Annotated in this window: 13 protein-coding genes, 1 tRNA gene and 2 pseudogenes; 8 read left to right on the top strand and 8 right to left on the bottom strand. The window is 59.4% G+C overall.

The features are described 5' to 3' along the window. Positions 1-91 (top strand): annotated as a pseudogene (locus NW828_RS11245) (IS5/IS1182 family transposase); the annotation flags it as partial. Between the two features lie 68 nt (positions 92-159). Here the strand turns inward: NW828_RS11245 and NW828_RS11240 are convergent. Both NW828_RS11240 and NW828_RS11235 read right to left on the bottom strand, forming a co-directional pair. Next, the gene (locus NW828_RS11240; RefSeq protein ID WP_414383943.1) at positions 160-1,866 is read right to left on the bottom strand and encodes a SulP family inorganic anion transporter; all 1,707 of its coding nucleotides are present in this window, start codon (positions 1,864-1,866) and stop codon (positions 160-162) included. A 134-nt stretch (positions 1,867-2,000) separates the two neighbouring features. Then, positions 2,001-2,234: a hypothetical protein gene (locus tag NW828_RS11235; RefSeq protein WP_414383944.1), complete on the bottom strand. Its 234-nt coding sequence runs from the start codon at positions 2,232-2,234 to the stop codon at positions 2,001-2,003. Positions 2,235-2,643: 409 nt separating this feature from the next. Between NW828_RS11235 and gyrA the strand changes: the two genes are divergently transcribed. From gyrA to psb28, 4 genes and pseudogenes are all read left to right on the top strand, one after another. Continuing rightward, positions 2,644-5,172 carry a DNA gyrase subunit A gene (gene gyrA, locus NW828_RS11230; RefSeq protein WP_414383942.1) on the top strand — a complete coding sequence of 843 codons (2,529 nt, stop codon included), beginning with the start codon at positions 2,644-2,646 and terminating at the stop codon, positions 5,170-5,172. A 186-nt stretch (positions 5,173-5,358) separates the two neighbouring features. Then, positions 5,359-5,730: a DUF760 domain-containing protein gene (locus NW828_RS11225; protein ID WP_414330541.1), complete on the top strand. Its 372-nt coding sequence runs from the start codon at positions 5,359-5,361 to the stop codon at positions 5,728-5,730. A 39-nt stretch (positions 5,731-5,769) separates the two neighbouring features. Beyond that, positions 5,770-6,968 (top strand): annotated as a pseudogene (locus NW828_RS11220) (glycerate kinase). Between the two features lie 31 nt (positions 6,969-6,999). Next, positions 7,000-7,314 carry a photosystem II reaction center protein Psb28 gene (psb28, locus tag NW828_RS11215; RefSeq protein WP_011433213.1) on the top strand — a complete coding sequence of 105 codons (315 nt, stop codon included), beginning with the start codon at positions 7,000-7,002 and terminating at the stop codon, positions 7,312-7,314. Between the two features lie 17 nt (positions 7,315-7,331). Here psb28 and gatA read toward each other — a convergent pair whose 3' ends face one another. The 6 genes from gatA to NW828_RS11185 all read right to left on the bottom strand — a co-directional run bounded on the left by gatA (position 7,332) and on the right by NW828_RS11185 (position 11,013). Further along, entirely contained in the window at positions 7,332-8,864 is a 1,533-nt protein-coding gene (gene gatA / locus NW828_RS11210; protein WP_414383940.1) for an Asp-tRNA(Asn)/Glu-tRNA(Gln) amidotransferase subunit GatA, read from the bottom strand. Between the two features lie 129 nt (positions 8,865-8,993). Next, positions 8,994-9,332, bottom strand: a complete 339-nt coding sequence (locus NW828_RS11205; RefSeq protein WP_414383938.1) for a hypothetical protein — start codon at positions 9,330-9,332, stop codon at positions 8,994-8,996. Positions 9,333-9,403: 71 nt separating this feature from the next. Continuing rightward, positions 9,404-9,476 (bottom strand) — tRNA-Ala (locus NW828_RS11200). Further along, entirely contained in the window at positions 9,467-10,105 is a 639-nt protein-coding gene (locus tag NW828_RS11195) for a Uma2 family endonuclease (RefSeq protein ID WP_414383936.1), read from the bottom strand. Before NW828_RS11195 ends, NW828_RS11200 begins: the two co-directional genes overlap by 10 nt. Positions 10,106-10,218: 113 nt before the next feature. Next, the gene (locus NW828_RS11190; RefSeq protein WP_414383934.1) at positions 10,219-10,536 is read right to left on the bottom strand and encodes a hypothetical protein; all 318 of its coding nucleotides are present in this window, start codon (positions 10,534-10,536) and stop codon (positions 10,219-10,221) included. A gap of 177 nt (positions 10,537-10,713) precedes the next feature. Next, the gene (locus NW828_RS11185) at positions 10,714-11,013 is read right to left on the bottom strand and encodes a ferredoxin (protein WP_011433206.1); all 300 of its coding nucleotides are present in this window, start codon (positions 11,011-11,013) and stop codon (positions 10,714-10,716) included. 712 nt (positions 11,014-11,725) lie between these two features. Between NW828_RS11185 and NW828_RS11180 the strand changes: the two genes are divergently transcribed. The 3 genes from NW828_RS11180 to NW828_RS11170 all read left to right on the top strand — a co-directional run bounded on the left by NW828_RS11180 (position 11,726) and on the right by NW828_RS11170 (position 16,958). Then, positions 11,726-13,798, top strand: coding sequence for a hypothetical protein (locus NW828_RS11180; RefSeq protein WP_414383932.1), 2,073 nt, complete (start codon positions 11,726-11,728; stop codon positions 13,796-13,798). A gap of 254 nt (positions 13,799-14,052) precedes the next feature. Then, complete coding sequence (locus NW828_RS11175) at positions 14,053-16,404, top strand: hypothetical protein (protein WP_414383929.1); 2,352 nt, start codon at positions 14,053-14,055, stop codon at positions 16,402-16,404. A 158-nt stretch (positions 16,405-16,562) separates the two neighbouring features. Further along, entirely contained in the window at positions 16,563-16,958 is a 396-nt protein-coding gene (locus NW828_RS11170; RefSeq protein ID WP_414383927.1) for a hypothetical protein, read from the top strand. The last annotated feature ends 361 nt before the right edge of the window (positions 16,959-17,319 follow it).

The following is a 17,319-nucleotide window of genomic DNA, read 5'->3' as shown; positions in this document are numbered from 1 at the left end:
GTACCGGCATCTATTTTCTCGTTTTGACAAATTGGCCAGGAACTTCTTGAGTTTTCTCTATCTCGTCAGTGCTCTCTCTTGGCTCAAATGAAAGATCAACACAACCTAGATCTGGCAAACGGATCCCGCAGCTTTGTGGCTCAGGCCAATTGGGGTTACTCAAACCAGGGGACTGGCCTCGAGCGGCAAGCCCAACTGGGCAACAGCCTCGGCCAAGGCCACCTCACGGCTGTCCACAAACCGCTCTGGGGACAGTGGCAGATGCAGGCTTTCTAGGCGCTGCCGGATCCGGCCCTTGGCCCCAACAATCCACACCTGTTTGCCCCGATCCAGGGCCTCGCGGATGGCATTTTCCAAGGATAGCGTCGCCGAAACTCCCAGCATCGGCACATCTGATAGATCCACCACCAGCGCTTGGCAGGAGGCCACCGCCTGATGTTGGCGGGAAATGGCTTGGGAAACCCCGAAGATCATCGGCCCGCTCAGGTAAAACAGCAACACCTGGCCGCGTCCCTGGCGTAGCAATTCCCTCTCACGGGGAGTGAGATCCACCGCATCATCGGCATCGGTAATGGCTTTCACCTCTTCGGAGTGGATCTCGCTGAGGCGTTGAATGGTGAGCAAGTTGGCCACAAACACTCCCACTCCCACTGCAGCGATGAGATCCACAAACACCGTCATGAACATCACTCCGTACATGATGGCTGCCCCTTTGAGGGAAAGGCGGTGGGCCCGCTTGAGGAAGCTCCAGTCGAGGATATCCACCCCCACCTTAAAGGCGATCCCTGCCAGCACCGCCATTGGGATCCCTTGCGTGAGGGGAGCGGCAAACAGCACCACCATCAGCAGGATTAACGCTCGGGTAATGCCGGCTAGAGGGGTACGTCCGCCCGACTGGATGTTCACCACTGTGCCCATGGTGGCGCCGGCTCCCGGTAAGCCCCCCAGGAAGCCAGAGACAATATTGGCGATCCCCTGCCCGATCAGCTCTTGGTCGGAGTCGTGGCGGGTGCGGGTGAGGTTATCGGCAATGACTGCCGTCAAGAGGGTATCGATGCAGCCCAGCATCCCCAGCACCACTCCATCCAGCACCAGGTTAGCTAGAGAAGCAAAGGGCAACTGCGGCCACTGCAACTGCGGCAAACCGGTGGGGATGGGGCCAATGCGCCGCAAATCCCAATCGGCCATAAACAAGCTGGCCGCCAGCGTGCCCACGAGCAAAGCCACCAACTGCGGCGGCACCACCCGTCGCCAGGGCTTGGGATAGCCAAAAAGGATAGCAAGCGTCAGCAGCCCCAGCCCCAGCTCTGGCATCTTGAGGTTGAGCAGGTAGGTCGGCAGGTTCTGCACCGCCCCAATCACTCCCCCCTGGCTGGCGTGGCCCAAAAGCGGCGGGATCTGCAGCAAAATCATGATCCAGCCGATCCCGGACATAAAGCCGGAAATAACGCTGTAGGGCATGAGGGTGATGTACTTGCCCAGTTTCAGGGATCCAAACAGGATCTGAAATAAGCCCCCCAGCATCACCACGGTGAAGGCCGGCCCCAGCCCCTGCTCCGGGTAACGAGCTGTAACATTAGCAACCACCGCCGTCATCATCACAGTCATCGGCCCGGTGGGTTCGGAGATGAGCGTGGGCGTACCCCCAAACAGAGCCGCAAAAAAGCCCACGCATACTGCTCCGTACAAGCCCGCCACCGGCCCTGCCCCCGAAGCCACCCCAAAGGCCAAGGCCATCGGCAAGGAAACAATCGCTGTCGTCAGCCCGCCGAAGAGATCCCCGCGCCAGTTGTCTAGGCTCAGACGTCGGTGCCAATCCAGAAATCTCTTGCCGCCGGACTGTTGTTCTTTCGCTTGCCTCAGCATGCCCCAAAGCCCTCCACGCTATGGGCAGCCTATCATTGAACGTTACTATAGAGATCACGCTAGATGATAGGTTTTCTTCTATGATTTCCCTCAGGGATCCCTATCTGGATCCCACTCAGAGTGAGGCATGGGGCTCAAGCTGGCAGAGTGGTGTGAAAGTGGGAGTAATCCACATAGCGATGCCCATTGCTGTCCAGGTGGAGAATATCGGCAAATCGGTGGTTCCAGAGAATCTCATCGGCCAAGTAGGAGTGGCGAGCATGGATGGTTTGGGAAAAGGTGTCGTCGATGCCGGTCAGGGTAATGATCAGCTCCGCTTGGCCCACCTGTAAATCTCGATCCATGAGGCTGTAGAGAGGGCCGCCGATGAACCACCGAGCCTCTCCTACTGGAAGTCAGCCGGCCTTCACAAAGGGCGAATGGTAGACTGGGAATACAAAAGCTTTCTGCTCAATTCAATCACCTTCAGCTTACTAGCGCAGGAGCCCCGCACTGTACCCGTAGGGTCAGTGTCGGGAGGAATGCTATAATAATTCTGCGGACACCAGAAACGGCTGTTTAGGGCACTGGTAACGGTCGATTGGGGCTGCCCGTAAACCAGCCCAGAGGCTCGTGGTTAGTTTACTAACTGCAGGGCTACCGAAAGCCCGCCCCGTACTGCGAAGCAGTCAGGGTCGGGTAGTTTACTCTGCCACGGCCAAGGTTGGCTTCTCGATAAACTTCCATGAACCCACTGCGCCAAGGCCGACTGGGATCCCTCAACGATAACCCAACCCCATGAGCGACAACGAATCGACGGCGCGCATCATCTCCACCGACCTGCAGCGGGAGATGTCGCAGTCCTACCTGGAATACGCCATGAGCGTGATCGTCGGGAGGGCTTTGCCAGATGCGCGGGATGGCCTGAAGCCGGTGCACCGCCGCATTCTCTACGCTATGCACGAGTTGGGCCTGACGGCGGATCGCCCCTTCCGCAAGTGTGCCCGCGTGGTGGGGGATGTGATCGGGAAATACCATCCCCATGGGGATCAGGCCGTCTATGATGCGCTGGTGCGCATGGCTCAAGATTTCTCCATGCGGGAGCGGCTGGTGGATGGGCATGGCAACTTCGGCTCTGTGGACAACGATCCGCCGGCAGCCATGCGCTATACCGAGTGTCGGCTGACTGCCTTTGCCCAAGAAGCCCTGCTCCAAGATATTGACGCCAACACTGTCGATTTTGTCGGCAACTACGACGGATCCCAGCAAGAACCCCTGGTGCTGCCGGCGCGGATCCCGCAACTGCTCTTAAACGGCTCTTCCGGCATCGCCGTGGGCATGGCCACCAACATCCCGCCTCACAACTTGAGCGAATTGGTGGACGGCCTGATTGCCCTCATCCACAACCCCAACCTGACCAGCCTGGAGTTGATGCAGTGGATCCCGGCCCCCGACTTCCCCACCGGGGCGCTGATCATGGGCCAGGAGGGCATCCGCGAAGCCTACACCACCGGGCGCGGCTCCATCACCCTGCGGGGGGTGGCCAGGGTGGAGACGATCGAGCAGCGGGGCCGACCGGTTCGGGACGCCATCATTATCACCGAACTGCCCTACCAGACCAACAAGGCAGCCATGATCGAGAAGATCGCCGAGCTGGTCAACGAGAAAAAACTGGAAGGCATTGCCGACATCCGCGACGAGAGCGACCGCAGCGGCATGCGGGTGGTGATCGAGCTAAAGCGGGATGCCCAGCCGCAGGTGGTGCTCAACAACCTCTACAAGCAAACCCCCCTGCAGGCCAACTTCGGGGTCAACATGCTGGCCATCCTCAACGGCGAGCCGCGCACCCTGACCCTGCGGGACGCGCTGCAGGCTTTTCTGGATTTTCGGGAAGAGGTGATCGAGCGGCGCACCCGCTACGAGCTGCAAAAAGCCGAAGAGCGAGATCACCTGCTGCAGGGCTATCTCTTGGCTTTGGGGCAGTTGGATCGGGTGATTGCCCTCATTCGGGGAGCCGCCGATACCGCCACAGCCCGAGAGGAATTGCAGGCGGTGTTGGGCCTGAGTGAAGCCCAAGCCGACGGGATCCTGCAGATGCAGCTGCGCCGCCTCACCGCCCTGGAAGCGGAAAAAATCCAGGCCGAGCACGAAGACTTGGTGAGGCAAATTGCCGACCTGCGGGATATTCTGGCCCGCCGAGAACGGGTGATGCAGATCATCAGCGAAGAGCTGCAGCAGCTCAAAGCCCGCTTTGCCAGCCCGCGCCGTTCCCGCCTCTGTTTGGAGGATGGGGAGCTGGGAACGGATGATCTGATCGAAAATCGGGAGACGGTTATCTTTCTAACCGAGCAGGGCTATATCAAGCGCATGGGCCTTGAGGAGTTCCAGGTGCAGGGGCGAGCCACCCGCGGCAAAGCCGGCGCCCGCATCAAAGAAGACGATGCCATCGAACAGTTTTTTGCCTGTCGCAGCCACGACACCATCCTCTTTTTCACCAATCGGGGCGTAGTCTATACCCTGCCCGCCCACCAGATCCCCCAGGGGAGCCGCGCCGCCCGCGGCAGCGCCATCGTTCAGTTGCTGCCGATCACCCGGGAAGAGCGGGTTACGTCCATGGTGCCGGTGAGCCAGTTCAGCGACGACGAATATCTGGTGATGCTCACCCGCGGCGGCTACATCAAAAAAACGGCCCTCAGCGCCTTTGCCAATGTACGCTCCAACGGCCTGATTGCCATCTCTCTGGAAGAAAACGACGAACTGCGCTGGGTGCGCCGCGCCCGCTCCAGCGATGATGTGGTCATGGCGACCCGCCAAGGCATGTCCATTCGCTTCCCGGCGGATGACGAGCAACTGCGCCCTCTGGGACGGGCCACCCGGGGCGTGCGGGCCATTACCCTCAACGCCGGCGATGACATCGTCAGCATGGATATTATCTCTGCCGAATCGGTGATGGCTGCCGAGCGAGAGGGGGAGAAGCTGGCTAACCCTTGGGTGCTGGTGATCACCAAAGAAGGGCGGGGCAAGCGCTCGGCCATCGACAATTTCCGCCAGCAAAACCGCGGCGGCAAGGGGGTGATCGCCACCAAGTTCCGCCAGGCGTCGGACGAGCTGGCGGCCCTGCGCATCGTCAATGCCGAAGACGAGATCCTGTTGGTAACCGCCAGGGGCATTGTCATGCGCCAGTTGGCCAAGGCCATTCCCACCCAGTCCCGCGAGGCGACCGGGGTGCTGGTGCAGCGCCTGGATCCGGAAGACAGCATTGTGGGAGTTACAGTGGTACCCGCTGCCTTGGTTGCCGAGGAGGAGACCTCAGAAGCCAGCGCTTGATCCCCGGCCGTTACTTAGGTACGGCATTTGCCGCCGCAGAAGGGTGGGATCCCGTACCGGAGAGGGTAAGGATGGGGTGTTACCTTTGGGATAGCCCAAATTCCGGGAACGGCAAAGGCCTGTGGGATCAGGCCGAGCGGCCCAGTTGGGATGGCATCTGCTGTGTTTGTGGAGCTGGGTTACTCCATGGCGAGCCCGTTGAACTTCATCCCTGGTTTTGAGGCATTGCAAACTCCGAGCCCCGACAACCGGCTCTGGCAATACTTGCAATCTCAGGATCCCAGCGTCTTTCAGGATATTGCCCGCAATTCTTCCCCAGAAGTGCTGGAGATCTTGGGCCACAACATCCGCAGCTTGGTGGGGAGCTTGCCCTCCGATCAATTCGGGGTTCAGATCATCACCAACCGCGAGAGCTTGGCCAAAATGCTCTCCGGCGCGATGATGGGCGGCTATTTCCTGCGGGTCATGGAGCAGCGCCTAGCCCTGGAGCAATCTTTGGGCAGTGCCTCCCAGCCTGCCAGCGCGGATCAGCCTTCGCCAGCAGAGGAGGAGGGCTAGGCTTGCAATCCACCTTTTAGCGCCGCCCGAGGAGGTTCCATGCTGGATGCGGGTTTCCAGGCAAAGGGATCCCAGTTCAGCAGCCCACCGCGGCGGATTTTGGTTTGCCCGGATAGTTTTAAGGGATCCCTAACAGCCACGGCGGCGGCAGAGAGCATGGCCCGCGGGATCCAACAGGTGCTGCCGGAGGCCGAGGTGGAGCGGCTCCCCTTGGCGGATGGGGGAGAGGGCACCCTAGAGGTATTGCTGCCGACGCTGGGGGGAGAGAAAAAGGGTCTGTGGGTCACCGGCCCCCTGGGGGATCCCGTGTGGGCAGAGTATGGGGTAGCGGGGGAGCTGGCCCTGCTGGAGCTGGCCCAGGTGGCTGGCCTGACTTTGGTGCCACCGGAGCGGCGGGACCCACCCGCACCACCACCTACGGCCTGGGGGAGCTGCTGCGGGCTGTTTGCCGCGATCCCATCGCTGAGATCTGGATAGGTCTGGGGGGATCCGCCACCGTGGATGGAGGGGCGGGCATGGCGCAGGCCTTAGGCTATCGCCTGTTGGATGGAGCTGGGGATCCCATCGGCTGGGGTGGGGCGGAGCTGGCCCGGCTGGCGCGCATCGAGCCCCCCGAACAGCCTGTTTGGCAGGGGAAACGGGTCCGCGGCCTCTGCGATGTGCAAAACCCCCTCACTGGCCCGTTGGGAGCCGCCGCCGTCTTTGCCCCCCAGAAGGGCGCCACCCCTTCCCAGGTGCAGCAGTTGGAGCAGGCGCTGCAGCAGTGGGCTCAAGTGGTGGAGCGAGATTTGGGCCAGGCCGTGGCCGGGATCCCGGGGGCCGGAGCCGCAGGCGGCTTAGGAGCAGGTCTGGTGGCTTTTTTGGAGGCCACTCTGGAGTCCGGGATCCAGCTCTTGGCGCGGCAATTGGCCCTGCCGGAGCGCATCCGCCGCTGCCATCTGGTCGTCACCGGAGAGGGCTGCCTCGACGAACAAAGCACGATGGGAAAGGTGGTGGGGGCCGTGCTGGAGCAGGCTATCCAAGCCCAAAAACCCCTGCTCATCCTCTGTGGCCAGGTGACTCCGGCAGCGCGCGCTGGGTTGGCAGCCCAGCCTCTTCCCCTTCGGGTTGGCGCCCTGTGCGACCGGATCCCCGATGTGGCAGAAGCCCAACGGCAGGCCGGCCATCACCTGGAGCAGATGACGGCCCAGGAGCTGAGAGATTTTCTGGAGCAGGATGCGGGGATTGGCCGGTTATAATGGCTTAAATCATCGTGTTTCGTAGGACATCATGGCCAGTATCGAGTTCTCCCCCGGCATCCAAGAGGTGCCCACCCAGGTGCGAGTGCTGAAATCCAAGACCGGCAACCGGGGATCCGCGATTTTCCGCTTCGAGGATCTAAAATCCGATACGCAAAACATCCTCGGCATGCGGATGATCGATGAGGAAGGGGAGCTGACCACCCGCAACATCAGGGCCAAGTTCCTGAACGGGGAATTCAAAGCCCTGGAAGTGACCTACGACATGGAAACCGAGGCAGAGTGGGATCGCTTCCTGCGCTTTATGGAACGCTTTTCAGCGGCCAACCAGATGGGCATGGCCTAGTTGCCGCCCTTCCCGCCTCAGCTTTTGGATTTTTTGCTCCTTTTGCCGGATCTGCGCTTGGCTTGAGGTTGGCCGGGATCGGATCCCTGGCCCTCTTCAACTGAGGGCTGCCCTAGCGGGGGCCGTCGCTTGTGCCAGTCGGTGCTTTGCTCATAGGCATAGGCCACCCGCAGCACCTTGCTCTCCTGTAGGGCATTGCCCACAATTTGCAGGCCAATGGGCAGCCCATCGGCAAACCCGCAGGGCAGGCTCAGCCCCGGCAAACCCGCCAGGTTCACCGGGATCGTCATCAGGTCGCAGAGGTACATGCTGAGGGGATCCTCCCGCTCGCCGATCTTGAAGGCCGGGGTGGGGGTAGTGGGGCTGACCAGCACATCCACCTTCTCGAAAGCCTTGAGGAAGTCCTGCTTGATGAGGGTGCGCACCTTCTGAGCCTTGAGGTAGTAGGCGTCGTAGTACCCCGAGGAGAGGGCATAGGTGCCGATCATGATGCGCCGCTTGACTTCCGGCCCAAAGCCATGGGCGCGGGTCTTGCCATACATGGCCAGCAGCGAGTCGGCAGGTTCCCGCAGGCCGTATTTCACCCCGTCATAGCGGGCCAAGTTGGCAGAGGCTTCCGAAGGGGCAATGATGTAATAGGTGGCCAGGCCATAGCGAAAACTGGGGCAGTCGATCTCCAGGATCTCGGCCCCCAGTTCTTGCAGATGTTGAATGGCTGCTTGGACGGCAGCGCGGGTCTCCTCCTCACATCCTTCTCCCAGCAAGTCGCGGATCACCCCGATTTTGAACCCCTTGATGTCCGGGATCAGAGCCTGGCTATAGTCCGGGATATCCACCTTCAGGCTGGTGGAGTCCATCGGGTCATGGCCGGCGATCCCCTGCAGCAGCAAGGCCACATCCTCCACCGTGCGCCCAAACGGCCCCACCTGATCCAAAGACGAGGCAAAAGCCACCAGCCCGTAGCGGGACACCAGCCCATAGGTGGGCTTCAGGCCCACCACCCCACAAAAAGCTGCCGGTTGGCGGATGGATCCCCCCGTATCTGAGCCCAGGGCCACCACCGCTTGGTCGGCAGCCACCGCCGCCGCCGATCCCCCAGAGGATCCCCCTGGCACCCGCGTCAGATCCCAGGGATTGGCGGTGCGCTGAAAGGCGGAGTTTTCCGTGGAGCTGCCCATGGCAAACTCGTCTAGGTTGGTCTTGCCCACCGTCACCATGCCCGCAGCCGCCAGCCGCGCCGTCACTGTTGACTCGTAGGGGGGAATGAACCCCTCCAGCATCCGGGAGGCACAGGTGGTGCGGATCCCTTGGGTACAGAGGTTGTCTTTGACGGCAAGTGGGATCCCGGCCAAAGGGCCGATCTCCTCCCCGGCCCGAATGCGGGCATCCACCGCCCTGGCCTGTTGTAGGGCCAGTTCCTCGGTGATGGTAATAAAGCTCTTGAGCTGCGGCTCCAGTTGGTGCAGGCGCTCCAGGTATTCGCGGGCAATCTCTTCCGCCGAGCGCTCTTTGGTCGCCAACTGGCTGTGTAGGGCGCGGATCACGGACATAGCTAAACTCGCAAGGAAAGGCAAAGGCTGCTGAGCCAGACTAAAGTTCCTTCTAGGTTAGTCCAGACGGGATCCCTTCCTAACCTCATTCCCCTCTCCCTGAGGGAGAGGGGTCAGGGGTGAGGGCCGCTACCGCCGCTCCAAAAAGTCGCGGCGCAGATCCCGAATCTCCTGCCGCATCTCCCGCATCTCTTGAGCCATCTCGTCGGTGCGCCGTTCCAGAGCTTCGGTGCGGCGCTCCACAGCTTCCGTGCGTCGTTCGATAGCCCGGGTGCGCTCGTCAAAGCGAGCCATCGACTCGCGAAAGAACTGCGCCAGCATCGCCTGCCCCTCGCGCAGCTCTTGAATGAGAAGCTGCTGGTTTTGTTGGACAAGACGCAGCTCCTGCTGGGCAGCTTGCAATTCTCTTTGGGAAGCTTGCAGCTCCTGGATGGCGCGAATCAGCCACTCCTCTTGCTCAGGTGTCATGGTTAGCGGGCGTTCAAGAATGGAAAAATCCTAACACTCTGAGCCTCTCCTCTCCCCTTGCAGGAAATGGATGGAGAGTAGGGAACTCGAATCCCTGACCTCTGCGGTGCGATCGCAGCGCTCTACCAACTGAGCTAACTCCCCGTGGCTTTACCAGAATAACCCGAATCCGCAGCCAAGATCTCCCCCGCCTGCAACTCCAACCCCGCAAAAACCTTCGAGGGCACCCGCTCGGATCCCTTCAGCTCCAGCACATCGTACCAGCCTTCATGGAGCAGCAGCAGGCTTACTTTTTCTTCCAGCGGATCCACAATCCAATACTCGCCGATCCCCAAAACGCAGTACTCTGCCCGCTTGGCCCGGTAATCTGCTGCCCGGCTGGCCTCACTCACCACCTCCACCACCAGCAGCGGCGGCGGCTCCTCTAGCCGAATCAACGCCTCCCGGGATCCCATCTCCTGCCATTGCTCCAAAGGCAGCACCACCCCATCGGGAATCCGCACCGAATCCCACCGATTGCCCCGTGGCGACTGGATCCCCAAGCCTCCCTGTATCGTTGTCCAGGGCAACTGCTGCCGTGCAATCTCTGCCTCAAAAACTTGGCTGAGAAACTTTTGAATTTGCACATGCCGTCCGGTTGGAAGGGCCATGGGAACCAACTCTCCCGCCACCAGCTCATAGCGGGTATCCCCGCCATCCGAATAAACAAGGTATTCGGCCAACCTCAGGCGAGCTGTTGAGGGTGCAGAAACGGATCCCCTTGCCCAAGCCATACACCGTCTCGGCCAAAAGTTTCTCTGTTGCCATGCTAGCCCTGTATCTCACACAACCCCTCTCTTCCCCTGGGAGCGGGGCTGTGAGCGCTTGGGCCACGGTTGGATGGAAGCTAACGCCGTTCCAGAAAATCGCGGCGCAGATCCCGAATCTCTTGCCGCATCTCCCGCATCTCTTGAGCCATCTCGTCGGTGCGCCGTTCCAGAGCTTCCGTGCGCCGTTCAATAGCCCGGGTGCGCTCGTCAAACCGATCCATTGACTCGCGAAAGAACTGCGCCAGCATCGCCTGTCCTTCCCGCAGCTCTTGAATCAAAACCTGCTGGTTTTGTTGGACAAGGCGCAGCTCCTGCTGGGCAGCCTGCAATTCTCTTTGGGAGGCTTGTAACTCTTGGATGGCTTGAATCAGCCACTGCTCTTGCTCAGGCGTCATGGTTGTCGGGTGTTGCAGAATAAGGAAATCCTACCACCCTGAATCTCCCCTCTTGCCCTGGGAGAGGGGCTGGGGGTGGTTGTGTCAGCGGCGCGGAGCGCTTGGGCCACCCAAAACAAAAACCCCTCTCTCTTTAATAAAGAGGGGCCGGGGGTGAGGACGGAAATTCAAGCTCGATCAGTAAAGGGCTTCTTCTTGGTGGGTGATGATGGTGCAGTCGGAGGTAGGGTAAGCCACACAGGTCAGCACATAGCCCTGCTCGATCTGATCATCGTCCAGGAAGGACTGATCGCTTTGATCCACTGTGCCGCTCACCAGCTTGCCGGCACAGGTCGAACAGGCACCGGCGCGGCAGGAATAGGGCAGCTCGATCCCTTGCTCTTCCGCCACGTCCAAAATGTACTCGTCATCCGGCACATCGATGGTGACGTTTAAGCCTTGCTCCTCGTTGATCAGAGTGACCTTATAGGTAGCCATCCTGGTTGGGTCTCCAGAAAAAACATCCACTCCTCATCCTGCCACCCTTCTGCCCCAGATCAAGCACCCTTTTGTGAGGAAATAGGCAAATCTTCCGGTTTTTTGCAGGTGGATCCGGGAAAGCTTGCCGGGTAAGGGTTCTGGCTGCTCAAGAGGGCTGTTAGCCCGCAGCGTCTGCATGAAGGGTGAACCTCGGCTCCGATGGCAGAACTGCCGCAGATCCCACCGGTCATTCTTCCGCAATCCTCTCTGTTCAACTTGGACTTGGCAGGGATCCCTGTAGCTCCTGGGTTGCACCTGGAAAAAAAATGGCAAGACTTGCCAAGTTGGGCGGATCTGACTGTATGATTTACGGAGTAACCAGAGCAACCGCTGACACAGGCGTGTGTGCGTCTCCCATCCGAGTATCAAGCCCTTAGCCTTCTCAGTTGCTTCGGGTTGGTTGATCGGGTAAGTTAAGGGAAGTGTTCAGCCGAACCCTACTTTTTTGGTTAAGAGGAGAAAAATGAACGGAAAAACGCATAAGTGGCTGTTGAAGTCACTTGGTTCTCTAACCTTGGCGTCTGCCGTGGTGCTTCTGCCCGTGATCTTGACAGGCTGTGGCGGAGACAGTGCCAGCTCTGTGGTGCCTGTGCCTCCTCCACCTCCGCCGCCGGCTCCAACTCCGACTCCAGCTCCTACCCCAACTCCCACTCCAGCCCCAGCAGGCAGGGTGGTTGTTACGCCTGAGAGCGATATCAGTCGCATCATTGCCACTTCTGACCGGACGCAGCCTTTGACCATCGTTCTGCAGCCGGGTGTCTATCGCCAGAACATTGTGATTAACCGCAGCAACGTGACGGTACGTGGCGCTACGGGTCTGGTGGGCGACGCGGTTGTGGTTGGTGCGGAAACGGGCGCTCCGGTACAGGTGACCAGCAATGCCGCTGGCGTTGTTCTGGAGAACTTCAGCATTCTCAACACCCGCTCCCTGGCACCGATTGAGTACGGCATTAACGCTGAGGAGGCCACAGAAGTTACTGTTACGGGCGTTGACATCGTTCTCTTCCCCACAGAAACCCCTCCAGCTTCCCGTGGGGTAGCCATTGGCTTTGGCTCAGCTGCTGCTGGCGTCACCTCTAAGAACCTGACAGTAACCCGCTCCAACCTCTATGTGGCTGGCGCAGCTAACTCAGCGGGTATTCGCATTGCCGGCGACAACGCAGGCATCAACCTGCGGGTGGAGACCAACAACATCTTCTTGGGCTACCCCGCACCTCCCGCTAGCGTGCAAACGTTGATTCCCTCGGAGCCGCAGAATGTGGGTGCGGGCTCGGCGGCTATTTTCATTGAGCCTGCCGTTACAGGGCTGAGCTTGGTGGCCGTTGCTGGCAACACCATTACTCCCACAACCCCAGCGGCCAACGTCTATGCCATCCGCGACGAGCGAGGCAGCGGCCTCAATGCCGTGGAGCGCCGTGACATCGTTGCTAGAGGCACGGGCTTGGTGTTTAACAGCAACACCAGCAACGTTTACCTCTCCATCACCCGCGCCATTGCCGAAGTGGCCGGTCCCAACCCAACGGTAACGGCTGGCCCCGGATCTTTTGTGGCCGAGGAAGAAATCGTTCTGCCCGCCGACAGGCCCGGCTTGACCTTGAACTCCATTGACGGCACGAGCACGGTGCGTTCGGTCAAGATCCTGGCCGCTGATGCCACGTTGGGCGGAACGGAGGGCAACGGCTTCCGGATTACTGGCATTTCCCCAGATCCGGACGATGGTGGGCCGGCTGCACCTTACCAAGTAGCCATTGGCGAGTGTGACCTATCCAACCTCACCACCCGCAACGTAGAAGTCTCCTTCAACGATTTCACGCGGCCTACGCAGGCGCAGTCCTACGTCTCTGTGCAAGTCTGCGACTTCTCGCAGGCGGAGGTTTACAAGAACCTGCTGCGCGGCTTCACCGTTGCTGGCGTACATGTGGTGTCGGCTGAGCCAAACGCGGTAACCATTCGCGAGAACCGCTTTGAGCCTTCCATCGGCAGCCCGAGCTTCATTGCGGCCATTGTGGATCGGCAGACTCAGGCACCGGGAACTCTGGCTCCTTTCACCACGGCTTCGGTGAGGGGCAACATCTTCAACCTGCCGCCGCAGGGCACTCTGGCTGTCTACGCTCGTCCTGGTCTTACCCTCACGCCAACCGCGGCGGCGGCTCTGGGCGGAGAAGGCACCATTCTCAAGGCTTTCTTCAACAACACCATCACGCCCACGCCCTTTCCTGGCATTGCCATGTGCGGTCGCCAAGAAGGCTTGGCGGGAGCCCCGGGCGGCCTTCTGAACTTCTTGAGTGGCACGACATTAGCTCCTTTCGCCTCTACTGTCTTTGGCGGGGTGTCGGATGCCCTCTGCTTGGCAGTGGGCTTCGGCCCAGGGGCCGGTCTGCAGTTCCAGCCTGGAGGCGCGCCGCCAGCGCCAGCTCCTTCGCCTTCGCCTTCGCCTTCGCCTTCGCCTTCGCCTGGCGGTGTGACGATCAATATCCCAGGCCTGCCTGCCGGCGCGACGGTGGCGGTGACGGGGCCAGGCGGTGCTCCGGTCATCACCACTTCCACCTCCGTATCTGGAAACGTGGCTACCTTCCCAGGGCCATTTACCATCCCCTTTGGTGGCCAGATTCGGGTGACTCCTGCCATTTCTTCGCCATCGGCCATCACGGTCGGGGGTACTACCATCAACACCTTTGACAACACCACCAACCCCGGCAGCACCACCTACTTCAACTTCGGGCCTGCCATTTCGGTGAACTAGCCTTTGGCTAGCTTTGCGACAGCGGCCTGCTTCTATTGGGCTGACTGAAAAGTTGCTTGGTGGTGGCAGGTCGCTTTTTCCATCTCGCTTGGCTTGCGCATCTCTTCGTTCGATTGGTTTCCCTGTTGTACTTTTTGGCTTCTGCATGGGTATACTACTAGCAGCTAGGCCTTTGTGGGTTTCCCTGTAGTGAGTTGAGCTGCGCTTGCCAAGGCTTCAACCAGTTGTAGAGCCTTTCTTCTTGGAGATTGATGATGTCTAACCGCAACCTCAAGCACAGCTTGCGTTCCACGCTGGCCTCCTTGGCGCTGGCTTCTTCTCTAACCGGGGTGGTAGCGGCCTGCTCTGCCGACACGCCTACCGTTACGCAGGTTCCTTCCACCATCTCGGCTCAAGTTCCCGAAACCGCTGCTCCCGTTGCCGAGGGCCTTTCCTTCTACTACGACGGGGTAAAGACCTCAGTCACCATCAAGGATGCGGCAGTGCTTTTTGCCGCCTGCAGCCTCAACACCGGCGACGCTGCCAAGATCGTCAGCTTCGTCAACACCACCCTGAAAGCCGGGCCGATTACGGCCAGCGATGTCACCGGGCTAGGTGACCCTCTCAAGCCGGCTATCTCCGACTTCAACGGCAACGGAGTTGTCAACTGCGAGGATGCCGCCATTTTGTTTGCCGTGTCCACTGTGGGTGTAGACGCGGCCAAGGTCAACGCTTTTGTATCCGGCACCCTGAAGATTCCGGGGGTAAGCGTTACTCAAACTCAGTTGGATACCTTCTTCAAGACTCCACCAACACCGACCCCGACGCCCACCTCGACCCCCACTCCAACTCCGACGCCTACTCCTTCTATTGTAGTTACTCCCAGCAGCTTAACCCTTCCGGCTCTTTCTACGGCTACCTTGGACATCAAGCCCAATGTAGCCCCAGAGGGTGGCAAGCTGGTGCTGAGCGTGGTGAGCACGGATTCCACCATCGCCTCCATTGCCGGCTCTTCTACCTTGACCTTCCCGGTGGGCAGCACCAGTGCTCAGCAGGTAACTGTTTCAGGTGCGGCTACTGGCACGGCCAGCATTGTAGTTACAGTTGCGGGTACCAGTGAAGCCACCAACTACGCGGGAGTGCCGCCGGTCACCGTGCCGGTGAAGGTGGAGCCCCCATTGGAGGCAGGACTGGTGGTTAAGCCAACAGAGGTTTCTGCCCAGGTGGGCTCGACGGTAACCTTCTCAGTAGCCCCTACGCAGCCCCCGCTCAATGGCAACCTAGTGGTCAGTGTGGTATCCGACAAGCCAACGGTGGCGACGGTTAACCTGCCAACTCTGACCTTCCCCGAGGGGAACACGGCGCCTCAGGTGGTAACCGTAACAGGGGTGGGTGTTGGTGAGTCCACCATCACTATTGGGCGAGCTGCTACCACGACGGCCACCAACTACCCGACTACTATCGCCAGCAAGACGGTGAAGGCCACCATTACGGCAGGACCATCCGTGGCTCCCAAGACTATCTTTGTGCTGCCGAGTGCACCAGCAACAGGAGATGGATCCAGTCCCCTTACGCCTGCCAGCTTTGCAAATGCCTTCACGGCTGCCAAGACCTTGCAGCAGGCTACGCCAAACCTGCCGGTTATCCTCAAAGTTGTTGGTGTTGGCGCTCCTGAGAACCTGGCGGGAGTCACTGAAGTTAAGGCTATCAACAACGGGACAATCACAATTCAACCGGAGCCAGCCGCAGCCGGTGGGTTGGCAGAGGTGCAACTAGCAGGAAACTTTACCATCGGCTCAGCAGTCACGGTGAACGACATCAAGATTAACCTCAATGGCCAACAGTTAACCATTGAAGGCAATGCGAGCAAGCTGAGGGTTGTAGACACTGGCGCTACTAATGAGACGGTAACGGTAGCTGCTGGAGCTAGTGTTACAGATTCGACCATCAAACTTAGTAACAATGCGGGAGACCAGCTTATTGTTAAAGGAAAAGGAATCCTCAAGAACTCCACAGTTGTAGCGACTACGAGTCCAGCAGGAGCATCCATTATCAAATTGGCTGGAGAGCTTGATGGTGTGACTTTCAGTTGTAAAATTAATGCTGCCGGCGTATGCATTGAGGCTACCGCTGCGGGTGCTCAGATTATTAACAGTAAAGTTGACTTCGAGACCACTGCAGGAGGTGCAAAGGTTGTAGATACCGGTACTAACGGCGTTACCATCATAGGCAGCGACCTTAAGCGGATACCAGCCAATTCTACTACCACAGTGACTGTTGTCAATCATGGGGGTGGTGCCCTGGTCGTCCAGAACAGCACCATTGACTTGAATAACACTACTGGTACTCCCAGTCGCGCTGTGAACAGTACCGCCACCAGTGGCTCGATAATCTTGACAGGGAACATTTTCAGCGGTTACAACAAACCCAACGAGCCCGTTGTTGAAATTGCTGCTCCTCCTGGTCTTGGTGCAACTCCGCAGCAAATTGCTAACAACCAGTTCCTGCTCACCATCAATAATGCAATAGGTATCAAGTCTAATGGTGCTCCCCTTACCTTGATTAACCAATACGCTACTGGTAGTGGCAATACCTTTGGTTCTTCCACTACACCAGTCACAAATTAGGTGATCTTATCTTTGTGTTAGCTCAGCTAAGGGAGAGGCCTGGGTCTCTCCCTTTTTTTCCAGTCCTGGGCTCGCTGCTACGTACAATGGTTTGCCGCGGCAGTACCAAGCTGGCGGGGGTGCTAATAGAATGGGATCCTGAGCTGCCGAGAAACCCCATGTCCGAGCGGTTGGAGCGGGTGGAGGCCATCTTGGAGGTCTTGGCCCAGCAGACGCTGGCCAATGCCCAGGCCACTGCCCGGAATACAGAAGCCATCGAGCGTCTTTTTGCAGCCACCGCCCAGAACACAGAGGCCATTGGGCAAGCCTTTGCAGCCATTGGTCAGAACGCAGAGGCCATTGGGCGTGTTTCCACAGTTACTGTCCAGAACACAGAGGCCATTGAGCGTCTTTTCGCAGTCATTGCCCAAAACACAGAGGCGATTGGGCAAGTTTTTGCAGCCATTGCCCAAACTAGGGAGTCCATCGCTGAGCTGCGGGCCAGCATTGCCGAGCTGCGCCAGGTGGTTGAGCAGCAAAACCGCGCCATTACCTACCTTATGAGCCAAGACTAGGCCCAGAGCCGTGGATCCTCTTCCTTCTCGGCCAGGGTTGGGGAATAATACCCGTTAGTTCCCCTGAGCTGGCCGGCGCCGAACCAAGACTGCAACCGCTACCCCAATTCTTGCTGATCCTTCGCTGGAGATTTGAGAATGTCTGACCGCAACTTCCCAACCAGTTGGCGTGTTTCCCTTGTTTCCTCAGTGTTGGCCGCCGCTCTGGCCGGGCTGATGGCTGCCTGCGGCTCTTCCTCAAGGGATCCTCTCACGGTTGCCACGCCCACGCCAACTCCGACCCCCACACCAACACCTGTGCCCACTCCAACCCCGACACCAACTCCCACACCCACCCCCTGTCACTTAGAAACATCTGACG

This window comes from Synechococcus sp. W55.2, from assembly GCF_047461635.1.
Lineage (GTDB): Bacteria > Cyanobacteriota > Cyanobacteriia > Thermostichales > Thermostichaceae > Thermostichus.
The sequence above is the reverse complement of the archived record's forward strand: the minus strand, read 5'-3'. Positions and strand labels throughout refer to the sequence as shown.

Excerpts from the sequence above, each read along its gene's own strand:
- gyrA (WP_414383942.1), top strand. The coding sequence starts at position 2,644 with ATGAGCGACAACGAATCGACGGCGCGCATCATCTCCACCGACCTGCAG.
- NW828_RS11175 (WP_414383929.1), top strand. The coding sequence starts at position 14,053 with ATGTCTAACCGCAACCTCAAGCACAGCTTGCGTTCCACGCTGGCCTCC.
- NW828_RS11205 (WP_414383938.1), bottom strand. The coding sequence starts at position 9,332 with ATGACACCTGAGCAAGAGGAGTGGCTGATTCGCGCCATCCAGGAGCTG.
- NW828_RS11195 (WP_414383936.1), bottom strand. The coding sequence starts at position 10,105 with ATGGCTTGGGCAAGGGGATCCGTTTCTGCACCCTCAACAGCTCGCCTG.
- gatA (WP_414383940.1), bottom strand. The coding sequence starts at position 8,864 with ATGTCCGTGATCCGCGCCCTACACAGCCAGTTGGCGACCAAAGAGCGC.
- NW828_RS11185 (WP_011433206.1), bottom strand. The coding sequence starts at position 11,013 with ATGGCTACCTATAAGGTCACTCTGATCAACGAGGAGCAAGGCTTAAAC.
- NW828_RS11225 (WP_414330541.1), top strand. The coding sequence starts at position 5,359 with ATGGCGAGCCCGTTGAACTTCATCCCTGGTTTTGAGGCATTGCAAACT.
- psb28 (WP_011433213.1), top strand. The coding sequence starts at position 7,000 with ATGGCCAGTATCGAGTTCTCCCCCGGCATCCAAGAGGTGCCCACCCAG.
- NW828_RS11190 (WP_414383934.1), bottom strand. The coding sequence starts at position 10,536 with ATGACGCCTGAGCAAGAGCAGTGGCTGATTCAAGCCATCCAAGAGTTA.
- NW828_RS11240 (WP_414383943.1), bottom strand. The coding sequence starts at position 1,866 with ATGCTGAGGCAAGCGAAAGAACAACAGTCCGGCGGCAAGAGATTTCTG.
- NW828_RS11170 (WP_414383927.1), top strand. The coding sequence starts at position 16,563 with ATGTCCGAGCGGTTGGAGCGGGTGGAGGCCATCTTGGAGGTCTTGGCC.